Genomic DNA, 22,081 nt, shown 5'->3' with positions numbered 1-22,081 from the left:
ATTTTCCGAATATATTGTCACCCAGCACATCTGGTTGAAACCGGAAAAGGGGAGTACGCTGCTGGATAGCGTCGGGGGGCGCTGTCGGTCTACTCGGCACGACACGAACCGATGCGTCGTGCGTGCCGCTCTCCTGGGGGCAACATGTCGCACGAGGTTCACCATTTTTCCATGGGTGTATGGGTTTTCGCCCTCGCCTACATCACTTCCGCGGTCGGATGTTATGCCGGTCTGTCCTGCGCGCGCAAAGCCGCGAACGCATGGACATCGGTCGCCCGAACCCGATGGACGCTCATGGCAGCCCTGTCCATCGGGGGCGTCGGGATCTGGTTGATGCACTTCATCGGGATGATGGGATTCGACGTACCCGGTTCCACCATCCGCTACGACCTCGGACTGACGCTGCTGTCGGTCGCGCTCGCCGTCGCAGCCACCCTGTTCGGCTTACGGATCGTCGACACCGACGTGCAGTGGCTCCGCGCGATGCCGTCCGACGTGCGGATTCTCATCGGCGGAGTGATCATGGGGTTCGCCGTCGCCGGCATGCACTACAGCGGCATGGCCGCGGTGCGGGTCCAGGGCGAACTCGAGCAGGGACGGTTGTACATCGCAGCGTCCGTGGCCATCGGTGTCGTCGCGTCGGTCGTGGCGCTGTGGTTGTCGCGGGTCGCGGAACGGCCCGCCGTACGGGTCCCGGCCGCTGCGGTCATGGGATGCGCTGTCGTGGCGTTGCACTACACGGGAATGGCCGGGATCGCGGTGACCGTCGATCCGTCCGCTCCGAACCCGGAGGGGATGACCATCATGACTCTGCTGTTCCCCGGATTCATCATCGGCGTCGCGCTGCTCGCTGTCCCGGTCGTCGCTCTGATGGCGTCGGCGAGCACCCAGGACCTCGAGCAGGAACGAGAAATGGCGAGCTGGCTGGGCGAGGACCGCTCCGATGTTATGTCCGGTCCCGACGAACGACGTGTGGAACGGTGATGTGATGTGAACGCCCACAGTGCGATAAGGTCTCTTACGCTGCTGGACAGTCGGGGTGCAGCTCGCATCGGGTAGGTCGTGGCGCGCGCCCTCCGAGCGCGGTGGTGACAGCGTGCCACTGTGAGGGCCCACGTGTCACACGACGTACACCACTTCTCCATGGGGATGTGGGTATTCTTCCTGTCCTATGCCACTGCGGTAATAGGGTCGTTCGTCGGGTTGTCCTGCGTTCGACGGTCGCTCGACGAGCCCCGGCGCAGCGGCAACTGGTGGCTCCTCATGGCGTCGCTGTCCATCGGTGGCGTGGGTATCTGGCTCATGCACTTCATCGGCATGATGGGTTTCTCCGTGCCGGGCACAGCCATCCGGTACGAGCTGGCACCGACCGTCTTCTCGGTCGTTCTCGCCGTCGTCGCGACTCTCGTGGGGTTGAGGATCGCCGACGTGCACGCCGTCAGCAAGCGCCAGGTGGCGGAATCGGTGCGTCTGCTCGTCGGCGGTCTGCTGATGGGCGCCGCGGTGAGCATGATGCACTACAGCGGCATGTTCGCCATCCGCATCCGGGGCACGATCGAACACGAGACGGGCTACGTGATCGCGTCGGTGATCATCGGTGTCGTCGCCTCCACGGTTGCCCTCGCACTCGCGCGCCGGGCGCGGCGGCTCGAGATCCGCATCGTCGCCGCGGTCGTCATGGGGTGCGCGGTCGTGGCGTTGCACTACACCGGTATGGCGGGGGTGCGGGTCACCCTCGACCCGAGCCTGCCCGCGCCGGAAGGCATGACCGTGTTGTCGCTGCTCTTCCCCGCGTTCGTTCTCGGCATCATCGTCCTGGCCGTGCCGATCACCGCGCTGCTGCTCGCCTCCGACCCGGAGGACGCCGTGCGCGACGCCCGGCTCGAGCAGTGGGCGGCAGAGGTGGAACGGCAGGTCGACCGCGACCCCGTGACCGGATCCCACATGTGAGAGCCCCGTTCCGGACAGATCTCGGCATGTGAAGTGCCTGTCCTTCGCGGCACCAGCTGACCTGCACCTATAGACTCGTGTGGTTGCGAGACGTCCGTCCGGCCGAAGGCCGGAGCCGGGGCGTGCGAGCCGAGTAGAAGAAGGAGCTCATGACCGACACCACGTTGCCTCCCGAGGGGCCGGGGCACGACCGCATCGAGCCCGTCGACATCCAGCAGGAGATGCAGAGCAGCTACATCGATTACGCGATGAGCGTGATCGTCGGCCGTGCTCTGCCCGACGTGCGTGACGGCCTCAAACCGGTGCATCGTCGCGTGCTCTACGCGATGTTCGACAACGGCTTCCGCCCCGACCGCGGGTACGTGAAGTCGGCACGCGCGGTCGCCGAGACCATGGGCAACTATCACCCGCACGGCGACTCGTCGATCTACGACACGCTGGTGCGTCTGGCCCAGCCGTGGTCGATGCGCTATCCGCTCGTCGACGGCCAGGGCAACTTCGGTTCCCGCGGCAACGACGGCGCGGCCGCCATGCGGTACACCGAATGCCGGCTCACGCCGCTCGCGATGGAGATGCTGCGCGAGATCGACCACGAGACGGTCGATTTCCAGCCCAACTACGACGGCCGCACGCAGGAACCGACGGTTCTCCCCAGCCGTATCCCCAACCTGTTGATCAACGGTTCGGGTGGCATCGCGGTGGGTATGGCCACCAACATTCCTCCGCACAACCTTCGCGAAGTCGCCGAGGCCATCTACTGGGCGCTCGAGAACTTCGAGGCCGACGAGGAGACCACCCTCGCCGCTGTGATGGAGCGGATCAAGGGACCGGACTTCCCGACGGCCGGCCTCATCACCGGCACCCAGGGCATCCACGATGCGTACACGACCGGTCGCGGCTCGGTGAAGATGCGCGGCGTCGTCGAGATCGAAGAGGACGCCAAGGGTCGCAACACCATCGTGATCACCGAGCTGCCGTACATGGTCAACCCGGACAACCTGATCACCTCGATCGCCGAGCAGGTCAGGGACGGCAAGATCGCCGGCATCTCCGACATCCACGACGAGTCGTCGGACCGCGTGGGAATGCGCATCGTCGTCACGGTGCGCCGCGACGCCGTCGCAAAGGTCGTCCTCAACAACCTGTACAAGCACACGCAGCTGCAGACCAGCTTCGGCTGCAACATGCTGTCGATCGTCGACGGGGTGCCGCGCACGCTGCGCCTCGACCAGATGATCCGGTTGTACGTCAACCACCAGGTCGAAGTCATCGTCCGGCGCACGCGCTACCTGCTGCGCAAGGCCGAGGAACGCGCCCACATCCTGCGCGGCCTGGTCAAGGCGCTCGACGCGCTCGACCAGGTCATCGCGCTCATCCGTGCGTCGCAGACCGTCGACATCGCGCGTGCCGGCCTGATCGACCTGCTCACGGTCGACGAGATCCAGGCCGACGCGATCCTTGCGATGCAGCTCCGTCGCCTCGCCGCTCTCGAACGGCAGAAGATCATCGACGACCTCGCCGAGATCGAGCGCGAGATCGAGGACTACAAGGACATTCTCGACAAGCCCGAGCGGCAGCGCGCGATCGTCCGCGACGAGCTGAAGGAGATCGTCGACAAGTACGGCGACGATCGTCGCACCCGGCTGGTCGCGGCCGACGGCGACGTCAACGACGAGGACCTCATCGCACGCGAGGACGTCGTCGTCACCATAACCGAGACCGGCTACGCCAAGCGCACGCGCACCGACCTGTACCGCTCGCAGAAGCGTGGCGGTAAGGGCGTCAAGGGAGCCGAGCTCAAGCAGGACGACATCGTCAAGCACTTCTTCGTGACGTCCACGCACGACTGGCTGCTATTCTTCACGACGAAGGGCCGCGTCTACCGGGCGAAGGCGTACGAGCTGCCCGAGGCGAACCGCACTGCGCGTGGCCAGCACGTCGCGAACCTGCTGGCCTTCCAGCCCGACGAGCGCATCCAGGGCGTCATCCGTCTCAAGACCTATGAGGACGCCCCCTACCTGGTGCTCGCGACCCGCAACGGTCTGGTGAAGAAGTCGCGCCTGTCGGACTTCGACTCCAACCGCTCGGGCGGCATCGTCGCGATCAATCTGCGCGGCGACGACGAAATGGTGGGCGCCGTACTGTGCTCCGCCGACGACGACCTGCTGCTCGTGTCGGAGCAGGGCCAGTCCATCCGCTTCTCGGCCACCGACGAGGCACTGCGTCCGATGGGCCGCGCGACCTCCGGTGTGCAGGGCATGCGTTTCAACGGCGACGACAGGCTGCTCTCGCTCAATGTCGTCAAGGAAGGCACCTATCTGCTGGTCGCAACGTCCGGTGGTTACGCGAAGCGCACCGCGATGGAGGACTACCCGGTGCAGGGTCGCGGTGGTAAGGGCGTCCTGACGATCCAGTACGACCGGAAACGTGGCACCCTTGTCGGCGCACGCATCGTCGAGGACGACGACGAGTTGTACGCCATCACCTCGAGCGGCGGTGTCATCCGCACTGCGGCGAAGCAGGTGCGCAAGGCAGGCCGTCAGACCAAGGGCGTGCGGCTCATGAATCTGGCCGAGGGCGATACATTGCTCGCGATCGCACGCAACGCCGACGAGCCGGACGAAGCCGACGCAGCCGGAGCTAAGGAGTCGTAAGTGAGCACTCCCCAGGGACCGAACGGGGCCGATCGCGGGCAACCCGGTCGGAAGCCGGAGGACCGTACAGAGAACGAGGTGACACCCGAGACATCGGGTCAGCAGCAGGGCGCGGCACCGGAGCAGAAACCGGCGCCGGAGAACCGGCCGTCCCAGGCGGCCGGGGCACCGGCGAAGGACTCGTCCGGTCCGACAGCGGGGGCGCCGGAGCAGCCGCGTCGCGACGATTCCCCGGCAGATACGGCACCCGCGCAGCAGGCCGCCGAGGCACCGGCGAAGGCGACCCCGGAGAAGCCGGTCCAGGAGGGCGCGCCGAAGTCCGGTGGTGCCTCCGTGGCCGACGGTCAGGGGCGCCCAGGTCAGTCGCCTCGCTCCGGTGGCCCGACCCCTCCCTGGCAGCGGGGAACGGCCTCGGCGCAGTCGGGTGCCCAGCAGAACGCTCCGCAGACGAACGTTCCCGGTGTCGGCCCCGGTCTCTCCAAACAGGGCGGATCGCCTCAGCGTCCCGCTGCGTCCGCGGGTAAGGGTGCTGCGCCCGGAGGTGCGAATCCGTCGACGCGTCCCGTCGTGACGGGTACGGCCGCTCCCAAGGCCGCCGGAGGGGCTCGCCCCGCCGGTTCCGGAGATGCCGCTCGGGCGGCGGCCGACCGGGTCGCTGCGGCGAAAGCGGACCGTGCCGCTGCGGCGAAGGCGAAGTCCGCGGTCATCGACGGTCCGACCCGGCACATCGAGCGCAAGGATCTCGCCAAGGATCTGCCCGATCTGTCCGCCGTGAAGCATCCGTCGTCCGGTTCGCCGAGCACGGGGGAGACCCCTCAGGTGAGCGCGGCTGCAGCCACGACTGCGGTTCCCACGGCGATTCCTGCCACGGGACCGCTGCGAGCCACCGTCCAGATCCGCCGTATCGACCCGTGGTCGATGCTGAAGATCTCGTCGGTGATCTCGGTGTCGCTGTTCTTCGTGTGGATGATCGCGGTGGGCCTGCTCTACGGCGTGCTGGCCGGTATGGGGGTGTGGGAACGCCTCAACAGTGCGTTCACCGACATCGTCTCCGACTCCGGTAGTGGTGCGCTCGTTTCGGCCGGCCAGGTGTTCGGCTACGCGACGATCATCGGCATCGCCAACACGGTGTTGCTGACGGCTCTCGCGACTCTCGGTGCGTTCATCTACAACCTCTGCACCGATCTCGTCGGGGGGGTTCAGGCGACCCTCGCCGACCCGGATTGACCTGCGGGAACGCTGCCCCGCCGAGGCGATTTGTTTCTGGCGGCTTCGGTGGGGTAGTGTTCCATCTCGGTTCGAGGGCCTATAGCTCAGGCGGTTAGAGCGCTTCGCTGATAACGAAGAGGTCGGAGGTTCAAGTCCTCCTAGGCCCACTCCCGTGCCGGAAGGGTGATCGGAATGAAGGTTCTCGCACTCGTGGGAACCGGGTTCCTGATCGTTCTCGGAATTGCTCGCATGCTTCGGAGCGAAGACGAATGGCACGCGGTTCCCAGTCGCTGAAGCGGCGGACGGGGCCTTAGCTCAGTTGGTAGAGCGCTGCCTTTGCAAGGCAGATGTCAGGAGTTCGAATCTCCTAGGCTCCACAAGAAAATATTCAGGTAGAGGGCGTTTCCGGGATTCCGGAAGCGCCCTTTCTCTGTTGCTGCCCCGGCTGGTGTGCCTACATCCCACACTCGAAGGGTGACGCCTCGCCTCTCTCCGCGACTCGCCGAGATCGTCGCGGCCCTGCCTCTGGAGCCTCACCTGAGGGTGCTGGAGATCGGCTGTGGGCCCGGGGCCGCAGCGCGTGCGGTCGCCGAACGGTTGACCACCGGACACATTCTCGCTCTCGACCGGTCCCCGGTGGCGATCGACCGGCTGACCTCGTCGTCCGGAGATCTGATCGCTGCGGGCCGGTTGAGGGCGCGCTGTGTCGCCGTCGAGGACTTCGTCCCGGGCGTGGACGAGGAGCCGTTCGACCTCGTCTTCGCAATCAGGGTCGGCGCCCTCGACGGACGGCACCCCGAAGCCGGTAGGGCAGCTCTGGCACGCATCGCGGCGGCGACGTGCCCGGATGCGCGACTGTTCATCGACGGTGGTGATCCGTTGAGGGAACTTCCGATCCCGAGAGGATCGTGAAGAGTCCCTAATCGGTGCGCCGTTTCACGTGAAACATCAGGACAGGGCGGTGGTGAGGATTCTTCGGATCGAGGCACGTACGTCGTCGAGCCCGCGACCGGCCTCGATCAATTCCGTTCCCTTGTGCACGAGCGCGGTGACGAGCTCGGCATCGAGTTCGGGATCCGCGACTCCGAGGACCCGCAGCGACTCGACGAGGGGGAGGACGAGGTCCTGATGCATGGCGTGCATGCTCTCGTCACTGAACGCCTGAGGGGTGAAAGCGGCGAGAGCACCGACGATCGCGTGCTCTCCTTCGGCGACCAGCTGCAGATTGACGTCGATGTACGTCAGCACCCGCTCCGTCGGATCGGACACCTTCTCCATCGCCTCGACCACGCGCGTGTTCCAGCGCGGGAACATGTCGACGACGACCGCGTGCAGCAGGTCGTCGCGCGAATCGAAGTAGTTGTAGACGCTCGACCGGGCCAGACCCGCACGACGCGCCACGTCGCCGAGCGAGGGTGCCTGTTCCGGTTTCTCGGCGAGGAGTTCGAGCGCCGCGTCGAGGAGGGCACGGCGCTGCGCTGCGCGGTGCTCCGCGACCGTCGCTGCGGAAATCTTCGGCACCGCCGGCCCTCCTCGTTCGGCTGTCGACCGTTCAGTCGTGTGGTCGAAGTCTTCCGTCGACCATTTCGAGCACGCGGTCGCAGTGCCGCAGGATTTCGTGGTCGTGGGTGACCATGATCGTAGCCACTCCACTGGTGTGGGTTTCCCGTGCCAGCAGTTCGACGACCTCGTGGCTGCGTTTCCGATCGAGGGCGGCGGTGGGTTCGTCGACGAGCAACAACGACGGTTCGGCCATCAGGGCCCGCGCGATGCCGACACGTTGACGCTCACCGCCCGAGAGCTGCCCGGGTCGCCGCTGGGCGCGGTGCTCCATACCCACCGAGGCGAGCAGCTCGTCAGGGTTCCGTCCGGGGCGTCCGGCGATCTTCTCGACGAGGAGCAGTTGATCGCGTGCGGTCAGGGCGGGGAGGAGATTGCCGGACTGGAATACGAACCCGACCCGCTCTCGGCGCAGCTTCGCGGTCGCCCGCGGGTCGAGTGCGGTCACCTCGATACCGTCGACACTCACGGTGCCGGAAGTGGGTCGGCCGAGGCCACCGGCGACCGCCAGCAGACTCGATTTGCCGGCACCGGACGGCCCGACGACGGCGACCAGTTCACCCGGCTCGACGCCCAGGTCGACGTGATCGAGGGCGTGGACCGTGCTGTCGCCGTCGCCGAAGGACAGGCAGACGTCGGACAGTGCGAGGCCGGTGGAGGTGGTGACGGTCATCTGTTCTCTCCCAGGGCAGCGAGCGGATCGACACGGACGATGCGGACCACGGCGAGGGCGGCGCCGAGCAGGCCGAGGACGACGAGCAGAACGGCACCTCGAGCGACGGGGCCGGATTCGAGGACGAACGGCATGCCGCTGCCCTCGAGGCCCGACCCGAGTCCGAGACCGACGAGCACACCGAAGGCGACCGAGCCGACGAGCACGATCACGGCCTGCAGGAGGGCGTCGCGCAGGAGGAATCCGGTGGAGGCGCCCATGGCGCGGAGGACGGCGATCTCACGGCTGCGCTGCACGGTCCAGATCGTGAAGAACGCTCCTACGACGAGGGCTGAGATCGCGTAGAGGAAGGCGGTGATCATCGACATCGTCATCATCTCGGCGCTGTAGCCGGGGGAGGAATCGAACGATTCCTCCAGGATCTTCGCTGTCGTACCGGCCGCTGCGTCACCCGCGGTGAGATCGGGCAGTGCTCCGTCCACACCCTCGATCGCGACCACACTGGCTTCGGTGTACGCGCTCGGAGGGACCTGTTCACCGAGCCGGACACCGGCGTGGATCTCCTGCCAGGTGCTCAGGGGAAGGTAGGCGACGTCGACGTGACCGAAGGTGCGCTTGTCGGAGGTGAACCCGACGACGTCCAACCGGGTACCGAGACGATCGACGACGATCGTGTCGCCGAGTTCGACGCCGGTGGCGCGGGCGCTGTCGCTGAGGACGACATCGGTGTCACCACCGAGCGGTGCCCCCTCGGCGACCGAGGGTTCGAGGAACGAGCCCGGCCGGATGCCGAAGAGTGTGAGGTCCACGGGGACCCCGCTCTCGGTCTTCGCGTTGACGATGGTGTTGCCGAACAGTTCGGCCCGAGCGACGTCCGGGCGGGCACGCCAGGCATCGGCCTGGTCCTCCGTGACCACGGATCGGGAGAATGCGGAGTCGGCCTTGGTTCCTTCGGCGAAGGCGAATGCCTGCACCGGTGTGCGCTGCAGTGCGGAGACGCCGTCGACGACGAGACCGGACGACAGACCGGACAGGATCACCATGAGGATCGAGATGAGCGCGACGACGGCGCCCATCAACAGGAAGCGGGTGCGCGCGAACCATAGTTCGCGCATGGCAAGAAACATGCGGAGTCCTTCGTGGGCTGGACCGGATATGTGCCCAATCTTCTCGACGGCACGTCGATATCTTACCGACGCGCTGTCGTTATATTTCGTGATGGTTACTACATGGGGTAGTAATCGCAGGTGAGGGAAGTATTCTGACTTCATGGCCGAGGTGAACACCGTGATGCGCATGCGCGCGGTCTTCGTGAGCGGAATCTCGGCCGCACTGAGCATCGCCGCGCACGCCTTCGCCGGCGGAGCGATTCCCCACCAGGACGCCCTGGTGTTCCTCCTCGGGCTTGCCTTCGCCATCGGAGTCCTCACCGGCGAAACCAGGCTTCCGGTGCCGCTCGTCCTCGTCCTCGGGCAGGTCGCCGGCCACCTCGTGCTGGGACTCCACGACGGTCACCTGCACACACCGGGATCCGGAATGATGTCCGCCCACGCGGTTGCCGTCCTCCTCGCCGCAGTGCTGGTACGGGGCGCCGAGAAGGGCTGCGAAGCAGCACTCGCAGCGCTGCGCCGGATCGTTCCCGAGACGTACCGCACGCTGCCCGTGGCCGTCGCCGAACCTGTCCCGACGATCCACCGCCCCGATATCGGTCCCGGCGTACTACTCGTCGGCGGAACCGGCAGCCGCGCACCTCCCGTTGTTCTCCGCTAGGTCAACCTTCTCGGTCGCCGCCGCCGGCGACCGCTCGTTCCGTGTGCCCGCAGAGGCACCGACACTTACGGAGAATCATGAAGAAGACCATGTTCGGCACTGCGATCGCCGCAACGGCCCTGCTCGCCGCCGCCTGCGGTTCCGACACCGGCACCACCGACTCGGCCGAGGCCGTCGTCGTGTCCGAGGCCTGGGTCAAGGCATCCGACACCGGGATGACCGGCGCCTTCGCCGAGATCGAGAACACCGGCAGCAGTGACGTGCACATCGTCGGCGCGTCCAGTCCTGCATCCGCCACCACGGAACTGCACGAGATGGTGTCGTCCGGCGGCGCCTCGATGGTGATGCAGGAGATGGGGGACGGGCTCGTCATCCCCGCGGACACCGTGCACAGCCTCGCGCCCGGCGGCGACCACCTCATGCTCATGGACCTCGTGGAGCCTCTGCGACCCGGGAGCACGGTGACCTTCACACTCGAGTTCGCGGACGGATCGACCGAGGAGTTCACGGCCCAGGTCCGCGACTTCGCCGGGGCGCAGGAGGAGTACGTGCCGTCCCACGACGGGGCAGCCCACGATGGCTAGGTTCACTCGACGCACCCTGCTCGGTGGCGGTGTCGCCGCGCTGGGTGCGGCCGGGCTCGGTGCGGTCGGCGGTGGCACAGCGGTCGCGTCCCGTGCGCCCGAACCGAGGGGCTCGCAGACCGTCGAGATCCACGGCGCCCATCAGGCGGGTATCGACACCCCCGCGCAGTCGTTCGTGTCGTTCGTGGCACTGGACCTCGCCGACGGTGTCGATCGTGACGGGCTCGTCGGGATCATGCGGGTGTGGGCCGAGGATTCGCGGCGACTCACCACCGGGACGCCGGCGCTGGGCGACACCGAGCCCGAACTCGCCGTCGACCCGGCCCGTCTGACGGTCACGGTCGGCTACGGTCCCGCGGTCTTCGCCGCCGCGGGCCTGACCGACCGGCGACCGGCGTGGCTGAAGCCGCTGCCGGCCTTCCCGATCGACCGGCTCGAGGAGCGATGGTCCGGCGGTGACCTGCTGGTGCAGGTCTGCGCAGACGACCCGGTGACCGTCTCCCACGCGGTGCGCACACTCACCAGGAGCGTGCGATCGCTGGCGACGGTCCGGTGGATCCAGCGCGGATTCCGGCGTGCGGCCGGTACGCGGCCCGACGGGACGACGATGCGCAACCTCATGGGACAGGTCGACGGCACCGTCAATCCCGTCCCGCGCAGCCCGGACTTCGACCGGCAGGTGTGGAATCCCGGCGACCCGCCGTGGATGGCCGGTGGCACCTCGCTCGTGCTGCGCCGGATCCGCATGGAACTCGACACATGGGACGAGCTGGACCGTCCGGCTCGCGAACTCGCGCTCGGCCGGCGACTGTCGAACGGCGCTCCGCTGACGGGTTCGGAGGAACACGACGACGCCGATTTCGAGGCCACCGACCGGTTCGGTATCCCGGTGATCCCACCGGAATCGCACGTCGCGCGGGCACGTCCCCGCACCGGCGACGAGCAGTTCCTGCGACGCGGCTACAACTACGACGATCAGGACGGCGCCGGTCTGTTGTTCGCCGCCTATCAGGCGGATGTGGACCGTCAGTTCGTCCCGGTGCAGCAGCGCCTCGCCGAGCACGACGCGCTGAATCCGTGGATCACGCCGATCGGGTCGGCGGTCTTTCTCGTCCCTCCGGGATTCGGTCCGGAGGGGTATCCCGGCGACACCTTGCTGGGTGTCTGAGACAAGACCGCGACGTATGTGGAATCGAGGTCTAGCCTCGAGGGTGTGACCGAGATTACACAGATACGTCAGGGTTTCGCGTCGCTGCGGGAAGGCGGCCTGAACTGGGACGCCTTCCCGCTCCGGCTCTTCGCGAAGGGCAACGCAGCGCACTGGGATCCGATGGACATCGATTTCTCCCACGACGCCGAGGACTGGGCGTCGCTCAACTCGGAACAACGCCGCAGTTCGACCTATCTGGTCGCGTTGTTCGTCGCCGGCGAGGAGGCCGTCACGCAGGACATCCTTCCGTTCCTCCGCGCCATGGAAGCGGAGGGCCGGTTGGGTGACGAGATGTACCTGACCCAGTTCTGCTACGAGGAGGCCAAGCACGTGCAGGTGTTCCGTCGCTGGATGGACACCGTGGGACTGACGTCCGACCTGCACCCGTTCGTTGCCGAGAATCCCTACTACCGGCGGCTGTTCTACGAGGAGCTGCCGCACAGCCTGCGCGTGCTCGATCGAGATCCGTCCCCGGCCAATCAGGTCCGCGCGAGTGTCACCTACAACCACGTCATCGAGGGCAGTCTCGCGCTGACGGGCTACTACGCGTGGCAGAAGGTGTGCACCAAGTACGGGATCCTGCCGGGCATGCAGGAGATCATCCGGCGGATCGGCTCCGACGAGCGCCGGCACATGGCGTGGGGGACCTTCACCTGCCGACGGCATGTGGCAGCGGACGATTCGAACTGGAACGTCGTGTTGCAGCGGATGGAGGAGTTGCTTCCCCTCGCGACCGGCATGATCCAGTGGCAGAACGAGCAGTTCGACGAACAGCCCTACGGTCTCGACAACGACGAGTTCATCTCCTATGCGGCCGACCGGGCACAGAGACGGCTCGGTGCAATAGAATCCGCGCGCGGACGCCCGCTGGAGGAGATCGATCTCGATTTCGCTCCCGCCGTGCTCGAGGATCGTTTCGGGGACGAGGACGCCGCCGCGCTCGCTGCGGTTCCGGCTCCCGACCGCACCCCGACGGACTGAGCAGGGTCGATCGGAGACAGGAGATCGGTCAGAGCAGCATGCCGGCGAGGATCGCGATCAGCACGAGAACGGCGACCACCCCGATGACGACCGTTCTCGTGTTGCCGGTGTTCTCGTCCGTGGTGCCCGTGGTGAGTACCGGAACGGGCGCGGCCTCCTTCCTCGCTGCTCCGCTGTTCTCGGCGGTGCTCTCGGCCCCGAGACGTCTCTCCTCGAGTTCGCGCAGCCGAGCGAAACCGCCGGTGAGCACGTCGGTTTCGTCGTAGGAGGGTGGAAGTCCGATCCGGGTCTTGGTGGTCTCGCGTGCCGGCGTGAATCCGGCCGCGAGGATCGCGGCGCCGAGCGCCGCCGTCTGTTCCGGGCCCGGCCCGACGAGGCTGCGCACCGTGAGCTTCGTGGCGAGGCTGTTCGCGATCTCCTGGATGTGGGTGCGATCGCGTGCGACGAGACCGTCGCCCATGACGACGACGGCCTCGAGATTGTCCGGTATCCAGCCGAACGATCCGAGGGCCGTGGCGAGTTGGGCCGCCGGGGACGGAGCGCCCTGAGCGGGAGTGCGGTAGGCCTTGCCGGCGGGCACGCCCGAGCGTACGAGGGTGACGGTCGAACCGCCGTCGTCGAGATGGAAGACCCCCACGAGTTGGCCTGGGGTCTCGGAGATCTCGGAGGCGTACCAGGCGGCGGCCGCCTGCGCGTCGGACACGAGATCCACGTGCCGCAGATCCGCGTAGTCCAGGGCGGCACGCAAGGTCGCGATGGTGTCCGGATCCCAGTGCGACGGGTAGGTGGCGGCGTAGCCGGGATCGCTGTCCCGGTCCATGCCGCCGAAGGTCGGCAACGGGTGGCACTCCCGCAACAGGCAGTGGATGGCGGTGGCCATCGCGTCCTCGGCGCGGTACATGCGACCGTCGCTCGCGGTGATGCCCGAGGCGTCGCCGACCCGGGTGAGGAACCCCGCGATCGTGCGTGCTTCGTCTCCGTGCGCCACGCTGCCGAGCGACGTGGTGCCGTCGTGGTCGACGTGCAGGACGGTGTCGCGGGCGAGGACGACAGGGTCGGGAGTGCCGGGTTCGTTGGATGCGATGACCGCCGTGGACACGACTCGCCCGATCCGGAGGCCGACACCGATCGCCATGTCTTCCCTTCCTCGAGAGGCTGTCCGCCCGTCGTGCTGCCGAGGACCCGACCCGTTGCGGGTAGGCCGGACAAATACACCGCTTCGGGCGCGAAGAACGATTGTGGCAGACCGGCCGGAAAGTGCCGACCCTACTGGCGGGTAGGTGCGTGTTACAGTCCGTACCACCGTGACGAGGGACACACAGTGCCGGTGTGTCCAGTGGGAGGAACACATGGTGGGGCGTGCTCGGACATGGATGACCGCGGCGGTGACGACGATCGTCCTCGCGGGTGGGCTTCTCGGAACCGCGACGACCGCGGGAGCCGAGACGGATTTCTACCTTCCCCCCGACCTGTCGCCGGCGGGCGCTCCCGGCGACGTCCTGCGCGCAGCACCGTCCGATCTGGCGCTGCGCGTGCCGGTCGCCGACGGCGTCTTCCCCGGTCAGGGCACCACGCTCCTGTATCGCAGCAACGATGCGAAGGGTGCACCCAACGCGGTGAGCGGCACCTACATCGAGCCGTCGACCCCGTGGAACGGTCCCGGCGACCGTCCGCTCGTCGCGCTGGCCGTCGGCACCCACGGTCAGGGCGACCAGTGTGCGCCGTCGAGAAATCTCGGGGCGCTCGTCAACTACAACCCACCGCTCGACTTCTTCACCGAGTACGAGGTGCTGTCGATCAACGCGTTGCTGTTGCGGGGCATCGCCGTGGTCGTCACCGACTACGACGGTCTCGGTACGCCGGGGCACCACACCTACGTCAACCGGGCCGCAGAGGCGCACGCGGTCCTAGACTCGGTGCGTGCGGCGCTGAAACTCGAGAACGCCTCGGTGACCGAGAACAGCCCGGTCGGCCTGTTCGGCTACTCGCAGGGGGGCGGCGCATCGGGCGCGGCGGCCGAGCTCGCTCCCGAGTACGCCCCCGAACTGAACCTCGCCGGTGCCTACGTGGGTGCTCCGCCTGCCGATCTCGTGGCCACACTGAAGCAGATCGACGGCACGCTGCTCACCGGTGCGATCGGTTACACGATCAACGGTCTGGGCGAGGCGTACCCGGAACTGCGCGACGAGATCGACGCCGAGATCGGGGATCGTGGCCGGCAGATGCTCGCGGCCGTGGCGAACCAGTGCGTCCCGGAGACGGTGGCGAACTTCGCGTTCCAGCGCACCGGCGACTACACGCGTACGGGCGAGCCCCTCGACATCGTGCTCGGCCGCCTCCCCGAGGTCCGGAAGATCCTCGAGGAACAGCGCATCGGCAAGCGCACCCCGGCCGTGCCCGTCCTGCTGCAGCACGGTACGCAGGACGACACCGTTCCCTACGGTCAGGGCCGGGAGCTGGCGCTGGACTGGTGCGGCCAGGGCGCGACGGTGCAGTTCCTGCCCAACACGACGCCGCCCGTCCTTCCCGGCTTCGTCATCAACCACGCGGTGCCGATGATCGCCGGGCTGCCCGAATCCGTCGCGTACATCGAGGCGCGACTGCGTGGTGAGCCCGCACCGTCCAACTGCGGAACCTTCTGACGCTCCGGCCGATTCACGACCTATCCGGCCCGTACTCCCTCCCGGGGTGCGGGCCTGATCCGTACGAGGGGTCTACACCGAGTGACGGGTGTCGATGATCCGGCGCGCGACGTTCGTCTCCGACGACGGACCCGGTTCCCAGCGGGCGATCCACGGGCCGGTGCCCTCGCTCGGATCGAGCACACCGCGCTCGAGCCACTCGTATCTGCCCTCGAGAACGCCCACCGCGGTGTGCCGGTCCTCGGAATCGGTGTTCGTCCACAGGGCGTCGAACAATCTGTCCACCCGCAGCCGCGACTGCCGGCAGAAGGTATCGGCCAGCTCGAAGGCCGCGTCGGCTCCGGGATGCCCGTCGACGCGTTGCCGTTCGGCGCGTACACATACGGCGGTCGCGGCGAACAACTCGGCTCCGATGTCGACGATCCGTCCGAGGAAGTTCTCCCGCTTCTCGAGTCCGGCCTGCCAGCGGGCCATCCCGTAGAAGGTCGAGCGGGCCAGCTTGCGCGAACTGCGTTCGATGTATCGAAGATGTGCTGCGAGGGAACCGAATTCGCTGTAGGTCCGCGGTAGCTGTCCCTTGCCGGCGACCAGCTTCGGCAGCCACCGGGCGTAGAACCCGCTCGCCCGTACCGCGGCCTGGGCCTTGGCCTTACCCGTCGAGTCGGGGTCGGCGAGTTCGCCGGCGGCGCGCAGATGAGCGTCGACCGCCTCGCGGGCGACGAGCAGACGCATGATCTCGCTCGACCCTTCGAAGATGCGGTTGATCCGCAGGTCGCGGACGAGTTGTTCTGCGGGAACGGCTCGTTCACCGCGCGCCGCGAGCGACGCGGCGGTCTCGTAACCGCGGCCCCCGCGGATCTGCACGAGTTCGTCGGCGATGACACAGCCCATCTCGCTCGCCCACAGTTTCGCCAGTGCGGCCTCGATGCGGATGTCGTTGCGCTGCTCGTCGTTCATCTGTCCCGACAGTTCCACGACGGACTCGAGCGCGTAGGTGGTTGCGGCGATGAACGAGATCTTCGCGGCGACGGCCTCGTGCTCACCGACGGGTCTACCCCACTGGACCCGCGCCGACGACCATTCACGAGCGATCTTCAGCGCCCACTTCCCGCCGCCCGCGCACATCGCGGGAATGGCGAGCCGGCCGGCGTTGAGCGTCGTCAGCGCGATCTTCAGACCGTCTCCTTCGCGCCCGATGAGGTTCTCCTTCGGGACACGCACCGCGTGCAGCCGGGTCACGCCGTTCTCGATACCGCGCAACCCCATGAAGGCGTTGCGGCGTTCGACGGTGATGCCGGGGGAGTCCGCTTCGACGACGAATGCGGAAATCCCTCCGCGGTGCCCCTCGCTCTTCGGTACGCGTGCCATGACGACGAGCAGTTCCGCGACCACCCCGTTGGTGGTCCACAGCTTGACGCCCTCGAGTTCGTAGGCGTTCCCGTCCTCGATCGGGGTGGCGGTGGACGCGAGTCGGGCAGGGTCGGAACCGACGTCGGGTTCGGTGAGCAGAAAGGCCGAGATGGCACCGCGCGCGCATCGCGGCAGGAAGCGTTGCTTCTGTTCGGGGGTGCCGGCGAGTTTCAGCGGTTCCGGCACCCCGATCGATTGATGCGCCGACAACAGTGCACCGATGGTGGGATGTACCCCGGCGACCACGGTGAGCGCCCGGTTGTATGCGACCTGCGACAGGCCGAGGCCGCCGTATTCCTCGGGGATCTTCATGCCGAAGCAGCCGAGTCCGGCCAGGTCGCGCACGTACTCGTCGGGTACCCGCGAGTCGCGCTCGATGCGGGCGCCGTCCATCGAGCGGCACACCGCGCGGAGCCGGGTGAGGAACTCCTCGGTGCGGGCGTCCTCGTCGGGCGTCGGACGTGGGAAGGGATGGACGAGGTCGAGGGTGAGACGTCCGAGGAACAGTTCCTTCGCGAAGGACGGCTTGTTCCATTCGGTTTCGCGGGCCTGCTCGGCCACTTCTCGGGCCTGCCGTTCGGTGACCTGTGGGGTTCGGACATCGGCGCTGTCTGCCATGACTGCCTCCGGGTCGCGTGCCTACTGGTGAGTATGCACCCGGATGTGTCGCTTATCACAGCTTCCGGAAAGTCGATCATGAAGCCACGGGAGTGTGAACGAGATCACCGCCCGGGACAGGGCCCGGGACGTGCCGGCTCTTCCGGACACGCCTACGCTCGAACCGTCATCGACGACGCGCCCGCCCGTTACTCGCCGGTCCCATCACGGATCGGAACGGAGGTGGCCATGGAATTCCTGGCCTTCGTCCCCGTCCTACTCGCTCTGCCGACGGTGTTCTACTTCGCGGCCCGTCTCATCGTCGACTACGAGATCCGTTCGGCGGAACGAGAATTCGGACAGGCGGACGAGGTCTCGGCGGGTCCCGGCGGTCAGTCGCCCGACGCGTCGGTGGTCCCCGGCGACTCCACCGTGCCGGTCGTCGCCTCCGGCGACTCCGCAGGCCGCACGCGCGGCGGTTCCGGAGCGATCGGAGGGTGGGCCGGCCTGCGTCGCCGGTAGAGCACGACCCCTCCGGCTGCAGCGACGGCCACCACGCCCGCGATGACGAGACCGGTCCGCCTACCCCTGCGCTCGCGTCTCGCGGCCGACTTCGTGGCGCACCGCGCGGCCGCGGCGTGTCGTGTTGCCGTGAGCAATCCGCCCGCGACGTCCAGACCCTTGCGGGCCGCGAACAGTCCGGCGGCACTCGAACCCTGCGCGAGCGCGACAGCGCCCTCGCCGGCCACACGGAGAGCACCCGCAAGATCGCCGGATTCGTCGTGGCGCCGCACGAATGCCGGAAGCCACACGTTGTCGGTGTCGGCATGAATCAGCTTGCTCATGCGTCCACTCTTCCATACGGTCCCGGCCTTGTGGCCGTGACCGGAGAGCGTGTCCTGCGCGGCCTGTCCTGCCCGGGAGGCGGGCAATGGCACCATGGGGGAGTGACTTCACCGCATCAGACAGCAACGGCCACGCTCCACACCAACCGCGGCGACATCGTGATTGCCCTCTTCGGCAACCACGCTCCCAAGACGGTCGAGAACTTCGTCGGCCTCGCCGAGGGCACCAAGGAGTACAAGACCCAGAACGCCAAGGGCGAGACCAGCGGCCCGTTCTACGACGGCGCGGTCTTCCACCGCGTCATCGACGGCTTCATGATCCAGGGCGGCGACCCCACCGGCACCGGCCGCGGCGGCCCGGGCTACCAGTTCGCCGACGAATTCCACCCCGAGCTGCAGTTCGACCGTGGCTACCTGCTCGCGATGGCGAACGCCGGCCCGGGCACCAACGGCTCGCAGTTCTTCATCACCGTCGGCCCGACCCCGCATCTCAACCGCCGCCACACCATCTTCGGTGAGGTCGTCGATGCCGACTCGAAGAAGGTCGTCGACGCGATCGCCACCACCGCCACCGACCGCGCGGACCGCCCGGTCGACGACGTCGTGATCAACAGCATCACCATCGCCTGAGAGAGTTCCCATGACGAACCCCGGCTGGGGCTCCGTGCCCGAGGGTGGTGGCCCGCAGCCCCAGCCGCGGTGCGTTCGCCACCCCGACCGTCCCACCCTTCTCGCCTGTTCCCGGTGCGGCCGGCCCTCGTGCCCCGAGTGCCTGCGCGACGCGTCTGTCGGACAGCACTGCGTGGACTGCGTCGCCGCAGCCGAACGGTCGGTGCCGCGGGCCCGCACGATCGCCGGCGCGCCCGTCCGTTCGGATCGGCCGTCGCCGATCGTGACGTACGTGCTCATCGCCCTGAACGTGCTCGTCTTCGGCATCACCGCCGCGCAGTCGGCGAGCGTGCTGAACAACGAGCAGGGTTCTGCGCTGTTCCTCGACTGGGCGCTGTGGCCGCCCCTCATCGCCGCGCAGGACGAGTACATCCGGATCCTCGGCAGCGGTTTCCTGCACTTCGGTCCGATGCATCTGGCCGTCAACATGTTCGCTCTGTGGGTGATCGGCCGCGACACCGAACTCGTGCTCGGACGCGTCCGCTACCTCTCGGTCTATCTCGTGTCGATCCTCGGCGGATCCGCCGCGGTGCTGTTCATGGAGACCGGTGCGGTCACGGCCGGTGCGTCGGGAGCGGTCTTCGGTCTGCTCGGGGCACAGGCCGTCATCCTGCTGCGTCTGCGCCGGAGCCCGGCACCCGTGCTCACCATCGTGGGCCTCAACGTGATCATCAGCATCACGATCCCGGGTATCTCGCTGTGGGGTCACCTGGGAGGTCTCGTGGCCGGTGCCGCCGCGACCGCGGCCCTGTTGTACGCCCCGCAGTATCTCGGCGCCGGCAACGACCGGGAACGCATCGTGCGCACCGGATGGATCGCGCTGGTCGCCGTCGTCGTGGTGACGCTGGTCGCGATCGTGCTCGCCGTGCTGCGGCTACGCGCTCAGTTGGGCGTCTGATCGGGCGCCAGATCGCGCACCGCGAGGGCCGCGTGCACGGTCCTCGGGTCGGTGCCCAGATCCCACCGGCCGAAGATCATCAGGCTCTCGGTGCCGGTCGCGGGGTCGACCGTGTCGATCTCGAGCATCGGCACGCGCCGCCCGAACCGCGGGTATTCGACGATCCGCACGCGGTGCAGGGCCGCGCGCGGGAACTCGCGACGACCCGTCAGCCGCATCGTCGCGATACCCGCCCCTCCCGGTAGCACCTCGAGACGCGGACGCTGTCGCAGTGCGAGCGCGACCGTCACGAGGACGAGCATCGCCGCGAAACCCACCAGCACGCGACCGGCCGAGTCGGGAACCGCGACTACCGCCGTGACGGCGAGGGCGATACCGGCGGCCGACAGGGCCGCGATCGCGGCGGGCGGGGTCGACCATCGCAACGGTGTGTCGTCGGGCATGCGCGTCCTCTTCAGCGTCCTCGTGCGGGGCCGATCATCGGGTTGTGCACAGTGTTATCCCCAGGTGGGGATGAATAACATCGGTGTAACCCGTGCGGGTGGAGTCAGCGCCATCTCATCGTCATGATCAGGCCGACGACCATGAACCCGAAGCCGATCAGGAAGTTCCAGGCTCCGAGATCGTTCATCCAGGCGATCTGCTCGGCCGCGAGGTAGTACACGACCAGCCACAACAGTCCGATGACCATCAGGCCGAGCATCACCGTCACGTACAACGCGCTCGACGGCCCGGCCTTGACCTTCACCGGTGTGCGGCTCACGGTCCGGGTCGCGGAGACGTCCTTCTTGCGAACCTTCGACTTGGGCATGATGTCCTCGTTCTCACGACTCCATCCGTCGCATACGGATGGAGTGGTCGGTCGGCTACCTGTCGAGATCACGCTAACGTAAGGCCAGGATCGGAGGTACGACGTGTCGGAACGACGACTGCGCGCACCCGTGTGGGGTGTCGCGACCCTCGTCGTCTGCCTCGTGGCCGGTCTGCTCGTGGGCACCACCCGCGGAGTGTCCGACGGCGACGAACTGCGCGCCGGCGACTCCCCGCGACTGTCCGATCTGGTCCGCGCCGCGCAGGAGAAGGCCGACGAACTGGCCGCCACACGCGACGATCTCGCCGCCCGCATCGACGAACTCCAGAACCGCGCCGCCGTGACGGACGAGGACGTCGCCGCGGTACTCGACGACCTGTCGGCGATCGAGGACCCGGCCGGGCTCGTGGCCCGGCGAGGCCCGGGCGTGACCGTGACCCTCACCGACGCACCCCGCGACGCGAACGGGCGGTATCCGTCCGGTGCGTCGCCCGACGATCTCGTCGTGCACCAGCAGGACGTGCAGAGCGTGCTCAACGCGATGTGGGCCGGCGGTGCCGAGGCCGTGGCCATGCAGGACCAGCGGATCGTCGCGACGTCCGCGCCTCGCTGTATCGGCAACACGTTGCTGTTGCACGGACGTACCTATTCGCCGCCCTATGTCGTCACCGCACTGGGCGACCCGGCGCGGCTGCAGGCCGCCCTCGACGCCGAACCCGGTATCCGCATCTACAAGCAGTACGCGGCTCGCTATCAACTCGGTTACGGGCAGCAGGTGTCGAACGACCTGTCGGTTCCCGCCTACACCGGCGGTTCGTCCGCGCGCTGAGCGGTGCACGGGCGGGTCGCCCGATTCGGATACCGGGCGGGTCGCCCGATTCGGACACCGGGCGGGTCGCCCGATACGGACACCGGGCGGGTCGCCCGATACGGACCACTGAGTACCCTCGTCTCATGCGCATTCTCGTCGTCGACAACTACGACAGCTTCGTCTTCAACCTGGTTCAGTATCTGGGTCAGCTCGGAACGACGGCCGACGTGTGGCGCAACGACGACGCGCAGCTCACCGCACCGGGTGCTCTCACGCGGGTCGCGAGCGGGTACGACGGCATCCTGCTCAGCCCCGGCCCGGGCACCCCCGAACGGGCCGGGGTGAGCATCGACCTGGTCAAGGCATGCGCCGACACCGGCACTCCGCTGCTCGGTGTGTGCCTCGGTCACCAGTCCATCGGCGTCGCGTTCGGCGCGACCGTCGACCGCGCTCCCGAACTGCTGCACGGCAAGACCAGCCTGGTCCGCCACACCGGTGCGGGTGTGCTCGCGGGCCTGCCGAACCCGTTCACCGCGACCCGCTACCACTCGTTGACCGTGCTGCCCGAGACGATGCCCGCCGAACTGGAGCCGACCGGTCATACGGAGACAGGGATCGTCATGGCCCTGCGTCACGCCGAGCTGCCGATCCACGGTGTGCAGTTCCATCCGGAGTCGGTGCTCACGCAGGGCGGTCACCGGATGCTCGCGAACTGGCTCACGGTCTGCGGTGAAGCCCCCGACGAGGCGCTCGTCGCCCGGCTCGAGGCGCAGATGGCCCGCGCCCTCGACGGCGGAGCCGCCTGAG

22 protein-coding genes and 2 tRNA genes are annotated in these 22,081 nt (G+C 67.7%); 16 read left to right on the top strand and 8 right to left on the bottom strand.

Annotated elements, in window-relative coordinates; translation table 11 throughout:
- Window positions 1-171 precede the first annotated feature (171 nt).
- The 7 genes from EQ874_RS01090 (at window position 172) to EQ874_RS01060 (ending at window position 6,725) form a co-directional block, all read left to right on the top strand.
- Window positions 172-984, top strand: coding sequence for an MHYT domain-containing protein (locus EQ874_RS01090; protein ID WP_242496593.1), 813 nt, complete (start codon window positions 172-174; stop codon window positions 982-984).
- A gap of 132 nt (window positions 985-1,116) precedes the next feature.
- A complete protein-coding gene (locus tag EQ874_RS01085) occupies window positions 1,117-1,950 on the top strand; it encodes an MHYT domain-containing protein (protein ID WP_242496592.1) in 834 nt (277 codons plus the stop codon).
- A 149-nt stretch (window positions 1,951-2,099) separates the two neighbouring features.
- Window positions 2,100-4,604: a DNA gyrase subunit A gene (gene gyrA, locus EQ874_RS01080; RefSeq protein WP_016931515.1), complete on the top strand. Its 2,505-nt coding sequence runs from the start codon at window positions 2,100-2,102 to the stop codon at window positions 4,602-4,604.
- Window positions 4,605-5,831, top strand: a complete 1,227-nt coding sequence (locus EQ874_RS01075; protein WP_129975057.1) for a DUF3566 domain-containing protein — start codon at window positions 4,605-4,607, stop codon at window positions 5,829-5,831.
- A gap of 75 nt (window positions 5,832-5,906) precedes the next feature.
- Window positions 5,907-5,980, top strand: a tRNA-Ile gene (locus tag EQ874_RS01070).
- Window positions 5,981-6,117: 137 nt separating this feature from the next.
- Window positions 6,118-6,190 (top strand) — tRNA-Ala (locus tag EQ874_RS01065).
- A gap of 97 nt (window positions 6,191-6,287) precedes the next feature.
- Window positions 6,288-6,725 carry a class I SAM-dependent methyltransferase gene (locus EQ874_RS01060; protein WP_129975055.1) on the top strand — a complete coding sequence of 146 codons (438 nt, stop codon included), beginning with the start codon at window positions 6,288-6,290 and terminating at the stop codon, window positions 6,723-6,725.
- 36 nt (window positions 6,726-6,761) lie between these two features.
- Here the strand turns inward: EQ874_RS01060 and EQ874_RS01055 are convergent, their stop codons facing one another.
- Genes EQ874_RS01055 through EQ874_RS01045 form a run of 3 tightly spaced genes read right to left on the bottom strand, consistent with a single transcriptional unit; the run spans window position 6,762 to window position 9,173 of the window.
- Entirely contained in the window at window positions 6,762-7,334 is a 573-nt protein-coding gene (locus tag EQ874_RS01055) for a TetR/AcrR family transcriptional regulator (RefSeq protein ID WP_129975053.1), read from the bottom strand.
- A gap of 31 nt (window positions 7,335-7,365) precedes the next feature.
- On the bottom strand, window positions 7,366-8,046 hold the full coding sequence (locus tag EQ874_RS01050) for an ABC transporter ATP-binding protein (RefSeq protein WP_006550926.1): 681 nt from the start codon (window positions 8,044-8,046) through the stop codon (window positions 7,366-7,368).
- Entirely contained in the window at window positions 8,043-9,173 is a 1,131-nt protein-coding gene (locus EQ874_RS01045; protein ID WP_064064257.1) for an ABC transporter permease, read from the bottom strand. The genes EQ874_RS01050 and EQ874_RS01045 overlap by 4 nt, the downstream gene beginning before the upstream one ends.
- Window positions 9,174-9,315: 142 nt before the next feature.
- Between EQ874_RS01045 and EQ874_RS01040 the strand changes: the two genes are divergently transcribed.
- The 4 genes from EQ874_RS01040 to EQ874_RS01025 all read left to right on the top strand — a co-directional run bounded on the left by EQ874_RS01040 (window position 9,316) and on the right by EQ874_RS01025 (window position 12,591).
- Window positions 9,316-9,816 (top strand): hypothetical protein, encoded by a 501-nt coding sequence (locus EQ874_RS01040; protein WP_064064258.1) that lies wholly within the window; start codon window positions 9,316-9,318, stop codon window positions 9,814-9,816.
- A gap of 77 nt (window positions 9,817-9,893) precedes the next feature.
- On the top strand, window positions 9,894-10,400 hold the full coding sequence (locus EQ874_RS01035) for a copper chaperone PCu(A)C (protein WP_024102556.1): 507 nt from the start codon (window positions 9,894-9,896) through the stop codon (window positions 10,398-10,400).
- Window positions 10,393-11,568, top strand: a complete 1,176-nt coding sequence (locus EQ874_RS01030) for a Dyp-type peroxidase (RefSeq protein WP_129975051.1) — start codon at window positions 10,393-10,395, stop codon at window positions 11,566-11,568. Before EQ874_RS01035 ends, EQ874_RS01030 begins: the two co-directional genes overlap by 8 nt.
- 45 nt (window positions 11,569-11,613) lie before the next feature.
- Window positions 11,614-12,591 (top strand): R2-like ligand-binding oxidase, encoded by a 978-nt coding sequence (locus EQ874_RS01025; RefSeq protein ID WP_064064261.1) that lies wholly within the window; start codon window positions 11,614-11,616, stop codon window positions 12,589-12,591.
- 28 nt (window positions 12,592-12,619) lie between these two features.
- On the opposite strand, the gene EQ874_RS01020 is transcribed toward EQ874_RS01025, so the two are convergent.
- Entirely contained in the window at window positions 12,620-13,726 is a 1,107-nt protein-coding gene (locus EQ874_RS01020; protein WP_129975049.1) for a hypothetical protein, read from the bottom strand.
- A gap of 214 nt (window positions 13,727-13,940) precedes the next feature.
- Between EQ874_RS01020 and EQ874_RS01015 the strand changes: the two genes are divergently transcribed.
- Window positions 13,941-15,233 carry a lipase family protein gene (locus EQ874_RS01015; protein WP_129975047.1) on the top strand — a complete coding sequence of 431 codons (1,293 nt, stop codon included), beginning with the start codon at window positions 13,941-13,943 and terminating at the stop codon, window positions 15,231-15,233.
- 72 nt (window positions 15,234-15,305) lie between these two features.
- On the opposite strand, the gene EQ874_RS01010 is transcribed toward EQ874_RS01015, so the two are convergent.
- Window positions 15,306-17,261 carry an acyl-CoA dehydrogenase family protein gene (locus tag EQ874_RS01010; RefSeq protein ID WP_129975045.1) on the bottom strand — a complete coding sequence of 652 codons (1,956 nt, stop codon included), beginning with the start codon at window positions 17,259-17,261 and terminating at the stop codon, window positions 15,306-15,308.
- Between the two features lie 371 nt (window positions 17,262-17,632).
- The gene (locus EQ874_RS01005; protein WP_084421790.1) at window positions 17,633-18,085 is read right to left on the bottom strand and encodes a hypothetical protein; all 453 of its coding nucleotides are present in this window, start codon (window positions 18,083-18,085) and stop codon (window positions 17,633-17,635) included.
- Window positions 18,086-18,187: 102 nt separating this feature from the next.
- On the opposite strand from EQ874_RS01005, the gene EQ874_RS01000 reads away from it, so the two are divergent.
- Both EQ874_RS01000 and EQ874_RS00995 read left to right on the top strand, forming a co-directional pair.
- Window positions 18,188-18,715: a peptidylprolyl isomerase gene (locus EQ874_RS01000; protein WP_016931501.1), complete on the top strand. Its 528-nt coding sequence runs from the start codon at window positions 18,188-18,190 to the stop codon at window positions 18,713-18,715.
- Window positions 18,716-18,725: 10 nt separating this feature from the next.
- On the top strand, window positions 18,726-19,652 hold the full coding sequence (locus tag EQ874_RS00995) for a rhomboid family intramembrane serine protease (RefSeq protein WP_064064265.1): 927 nt from the start codon (window positions 18,726-18,728) through the stop codon (window positions 19,650-19,652).
- Here EQ874_RS00995 and EQ874_RS00990 read toward each other — a convergent pair.
- Window positions 19,637-20,095, bottom strand: a complete 459-nt coding sequence (locus tag EQ874_RS00990; RefSeq protein WP_129975043.1) for a PH domain-containing protein — start codon at window positions 20,093-20,095, stop codon at window positions 19,637-19,639. The two genes, EQ874_RS00995 and EQ874_RS00990, sit on opposite strands and share 16 nt — an antisense overlap.
- 104 nt (window positions 20,096-20,199) lie before the next feature.
- Entirely contained in the window at window positions 20,200-20,463 is a 264-nt protein-coding gene (gene crgA / locus EQ874_RS00985; protein ID WP_016931498.1) for a cell division protein CrgA, read from the bottom strand.
- A gap of 103 nt (window positions 20,464-20,566) precedes the next feature.
- Here crgA and EQ874_RS00980 point away from each other — a divergent pair, with 103 nt between their 5' ends.
- On the top strand, window positions 20,567-21,292 hold the full coding sequence (locus EQ874_RS00980) for a DUF881 domain-containing protein (RefSeq protein WP_016931497.1): 726 nt from the start codon (window positions 20,567-20,569) through the stop codon (window positions 21,290-21,292).
- A 125-nt stretch (window positions 21,293-21,417) separates the two neighbouring features.
- Window positions 21,418-22,080, top strand: a complete 663-nt coding sequence (locus EQ874_RS00975; protein ID WP_129975041.1) for an aminodeoxychorismate/anthranilate synthase component II — start codon at window positions 21,418-21,420, stop codon at window positions 22,078-22,080.
- Window position 22,081 lies beyond the last annotated feature (1 nt).

The organism is Rhodococcus sp. Q1, assembly GCF_004153645.1.
In the GTDB taxonomy this organism is placed as follows: Bacteria; Actinomycetota; Actinomycetes; order Mycobacteriales; family Mycobacteriaceae; genus Rhodococcus; species Rhodococcus gordoniae.
Note: the sequence above shows the minus strand (reverse complement) of the source record. Positions and strands in the feature narration are given on the sequence as shown.

What these genes read in the sequence shown, in the direction of transcription:
- EQ874_RS01030 (WP_129975051.1), top strand. Translation starts at nt 10,393, where the DNA reads ATGGCTAGGTTCACTCGACGCACCCTGCTCGGTGGCGGTGTCGCCGCG.
- EQ874_RS01005 (WP_084421790.1), bottom strand. Translation starts at nt 18,085, where the DNA reads ATGAGCAAGCTGATTCATGCCGACACCGACAACGTGTGGCTTCCGGCA.
- EQ874_RS00990 (WP_129975043.1), bottom strand. Translation starts at nt 20,095, where the DNA reads ATGCCCGACGACACACCGTTGCGATGGTCGACCCCGCCCGCCGCGATC.
- EQ874_RS01050 (WP_006550926.1), bottom strand. Translation starts at nt 8,046, where the DNA reads ATGACCGTCACCACCTCCACCGGCCTCGCACTGTCCGACGTCTGCCTG.
- EQ874_RS01020 (WP_129975049.1), bottom strand. Translation starts at nt 13,726, where the DNA reads ATGGCGATCGGTGTCGGCCTCCGGATCGGGCGAGTCGTGTCCACGGCG.
- crgA (WP_016931498.1), bottom strand. Translation starts at nt 20,463, where the DNA reads ATGCCCAAGTCGAAGGTTCGCAAGAAGGACGTCTCCGCGACCCGGACC.
- EQ874_RS00975 (WP_129975041.1), top strand. Translation starts at nt 21,418, where the DNA reads ATGCGCATTCTCGTCGTCGACAACTACGACAGCTTCGTCTTCAACCTG.
- EQ874_RS01015 (WP_129975047.1), top strand. Translation starts at nt 13,941, where the DNA reads ATGGTGGGGCGTGCTCGGACATGGATGACCGCGGCGGTGACGACGATC.
- gyrA (WP_016931515.1), top strand. Translation starts at nt 2,100, where the DNA reads ATGACCGACACCACGTTGCCTCCCGAGGGGCCGGGGCACGACCGCATC.
- EQ874_RS01090 (WP_242496593.1), top strand. Translation starts at nt 172, where the DNA reads ATGGGTGTATGGGTTTTCGCCCTCGCCTACATCACTTCCGCGGTCGGA.
- EQ874_RS00995 (WP_064064265.1), top strand. Translation starts at nt 18,726, where the DNA reads ATGACGAACCCCGGCTGGGGCTCCGTGCCCGAGGGTGGTGGCCCGCAG.
- EQ874_RS01010 (WP_129975045.1), bottom strand. Translation starts at nt 17,261, where the DNA reads ATGGCAGACAGCGCCGATGTCCGAACCCCACAGGTCACCGAACGGCAG.
- EQ874_RS01045 (WP_064064257.1), bottom strand. Translation starts at nt 9,173, where the DNA reads ATGTTTCTTGCCATGCGCGAACTATGGTTCGCGCGCACCCGCTTCCTG.
- EQ874_RS01035 (WP_024102556.1), top strand. Translation starts at nt 9,894, where the DNA reads ATGAAGAAGACCATGTTCGGCACTGCGATCGCCGCAACGGCCCTGCTC.
- EQ874_RS01040 (WP_064064258.1), top strand. Translation starts at nt 9,316, where the DNA reads ATGGCCGAGGTGAACACCGTGATGCGCATGCGCGCGGTCTTCGTGAGC.